The 3,000-nt window shown below is 69.3% G+C and carries 3 protein-coding genes; 1 reads left to right on the top strand and 2 read right to left on the bottom strand.

Features of this window, described 5'->3' with window-relative positions:
* Positions 1-810, bottom strand: an 810-nt coding sequence (locus AC2VON_RS12715) for a CYTH domain-containing protein (protein ID WP_486953287.1), incomplete at its 3' end; no start/stop codon positions are given.
* Positions 811-916: 106 nt separating this feature from the next.
* On the bottom strand, positions 917-1,765 hold the full coding sequence (panB, locus tag AC2VON_RS12720) for a 3-methyl-2-oxobutanoate hydroxymethyltransferase (protein ID WP_486953289.1): 849 nt from the start codon (positions 1,763-1,765) through the stop codon (positions 917-919).
* Positions 1,766-1,947: 182 nt separating this feature from the next.
* Between panB and AC2VON_RS12725 the strand changes: the two genes are divergently transcribed.
* Positions 1,948-3,000, top strand: a 1,053-nt coding sequence (locus AC2VON_RS12725; RefSeq protein ID WP_486953288.1) for a wax ester/triacylglycerol synthase family O-acyltransferase, incomplete at its 3' end; no start/stop codon positions are given.

The raw sequence follows: 3,000 nt of genomic DNA on the forward strand, positions 1-3,000 counted from the left end.
GGAGACCCGCAGCAGGCTGCGGATCTTGCGGCTGGTCACCCGCATCTGGTGGACCGCGTCGTCAGCGTCGGCCCGAACCGCCCGATCCCACACCAGCAGCTTGTCGATCTGCTCGGCCACCGCACGAAGTAGCGGGTCGGCCGGTCGGACCGGTGGCTCCGGCGCGGCCCCGGCCTCGCCGAGCACCCGCGCCAGCTTGGAGCCCTGCTTCGACGGCGTCGCGCCGGCGTCGAGTAACCGGTTGCTCAGCCGGTCCAGCAGCTCGGTGTCGGCGGCCGCGCCGGGCTCGACGAGTTCGAGTTCCCACTCTCGCCACCGCAGTGTCTCCTCGGCGGATTCAGCCAAACCGGCCGCGACGTCGTCGTCGCAGAACTCGGCCAGCACCGTGCCGTCCTGGCCGCACAGCAAATGGATGTCCCGGTTGGTGGTAATTCGCGCGACCGGCCGCAGCGGGCGGTCGCGCACGATAGCCAGCACGACGTCGCGCAACTCGTCGGGCACCCGATCCTGGTCGGCGTCCGCCGCACCCAACGGGACCCGGACCTCGGTGCGAGCGTCGGGTCCGGCGGGCAACTTCAGGTGCCAGCCGGCATCGGAGCCACCGGTACGACGGCGCAACGTGACTCGTTTGGCCGCCAGGTCACGTGCCGGTGTGTCGAAGTACACGGCGCGCAGTGCCAGGGTCGGTTGCTTCGCTATCCGGCTGATCGCGGCAAGGCCGGCAAATGAGGGCGACAGGGTCGTCTCGTCGACGTCGAATTTGCGCTCGACCTCCACATGGCGCGACGTGTTCGCGGCCCTGACAGCCATGGACGCCTCCGTCGTCGCGATCGGGGAGTGGCGTCCAGCGTGCCACATCCGGTGACCGGGGCGCGAGACAGGGGCCCCGCACCAGGGCCGGACGCTCCGGCTGCCTTTAGAAGCTGTGCTCGTCGGCGGGAAATGTCCCGGCCGCCACCTCGTCAGCGTACTGAGTTGCGGCACGGCGCAATTCGACACCGACGTCGCCGAATCGCTTGACGAAGCGCGCGGTTTTCCCGCCGGTGAGCCCAGCCATGTCCTGCCAGACCAGAACCTGGGCGTCGCAGTTGGGGCCGGCGCCGATGCCGACGGTGGGGATGGTCAGCTTGCCGGTGATCTGGGTGGCCAACTCCGCAGGCACCATCTCCATCACGACGGAGAACGCACCCGCTTCGGCGACCGCGATCGCGTCGGCGATGGTCTGCTCGGCGGCATCGCCGCGGCCCTGCACCCGGAAACCGCCCAGCGCATTGACGCTCTGCGGGGTGAAGCCGATGTGGGCCATCACCGGGATGCCGGCCGTGGTCAGCGTGGCGATCTGCTCGGCGACCCGCTCGCCGCCCTCCAGCTTGACGGCGTGGGCGCCGCCCTCCTTCATGAACCGGGTGGCGGTGGCCAGCGCGGCCGCCGGCCCGGCCTCGTAGCTGCCGAACGGCAGATCGGCGACCACCAGCGCGCGCGGCGCTCCGCGCACCACCGCGCGCACCAGCGGGATCAGCTCGTCGACACCGACCGGAACGGTGCTGTCGTAGCCGTAGACGACGTTGGCGGCCGAGTCGCCGACCAGCAGCACCGGAATGCCGACCTCGTCGAAGACCCGCGCGGTGGAGTAGTCATAGGCGGTCAGCATGGCCCACTTGCGGCCCTCGGCCTTCATCTTCTGCAGGTGATGCACCCGGGTCCGGGGCTTCTGCGGGCTGGGGGCCTGCTCGCGCGAAGCGCCGTATGCAGTGGGCTCAGATATCTCAGACATGACTGTCCTTCACGGTGGTGCTCGGATCGATCCTCGTGGCCCCGCCGGGTCCCCGGGTCGCCTGACATCATCCAGTGTGCCAGCCGGGTCGCCGCGGCTGAACCCGCGAGCCCAGTGGACTTCCTCACAGCTGGCACCCACTGGGCCAGTGCTGCGGGGCTACCATCGGCGGCATGCAGCGGCTCAGCGGACTCGACGCCAGTTTCCTCTACCTGGAAAGCGCCGCACAGCCGTTGCACGTCTGCTCGGTGATGGAGCTGGACGCCTCGACGATGCCGGGCGGATACACCTTCGGGCGGCTCCGCGACGAGTTGGCGCTGCGCATCAAGGCGATGCCGTCCTTTCGGGAGAAGCTTGCCGACAGTCCGTTGAACCTCGACCATCCGGTCTGGGTGGAAGATCGCGACTTCGACGTCGACCGGCACCTGCACCGCATCGGCCTGCCGCCGCCGGGCGGGCGGGTCGAGTTGGCCGACATCTGCGGGCACATCGCCGGGTTACCGCTGGACCGCAGCCGGCCGCTGTGGGAGACATGGGTGATCGAGGGCCTGGGTGGCCCGGCCGGCCCGGGTAAGAAAGCCCCGCGCGGCGCGCGTCTGGCGGTGATGACCAAGGTGCACCACGCCGGGGTGGACGGGGTGACCGGCGCGAACCTGATGTCGCAACTGTGCAGCACCGAGGCGGACGCCCCGCCACCGGAGCCGGTCGACGGTCCCGGCGACGCCAGCGAGTTGGCGATCGTGGCCGGCGGGCTGGCCCGATTCCTCACCCGGCCACTGCATCTGGCCAACGTGGTGCCGGATACGGTGTCGTCGGTGGTCAAATCGGTGCAGCGGGCACGCGCCGGGCTTGCGATGGCACGGCCGTTCGCCGCCCCGCGGACCGTTTTCAACGCCAACGTCACCGCCCATCGCAACGTCGCCTATGCCCAACTGGATCTCGACGACATCAAAAGGGTCAAGGACCATTTCGGCGTCAAGGTCAACGACGTGGTGATGGCGCTGGTCTCCGGGGTGCTGCGGCAGTTTCTGCTTGACCGCGGCGAACTGCCGGACTCGTCGTTGGTGGCGATGGTCCCGGTTTCGGTGCACGGTAAGTCCGATCGCCCCGGGCGTAACCAGGTATCCGGGATGTTCTCTTCCCTGCAAACCCAGATCGCCGATCCGGGGGAGCGTCTGCGGGCCATCGCCGCAGCGAATTCTCTTGCCAAAGAGCATACTTCGGCG

It is taken from the genome of Mycobacterium sp. TH-M82 (assembly GCF_057473605.1).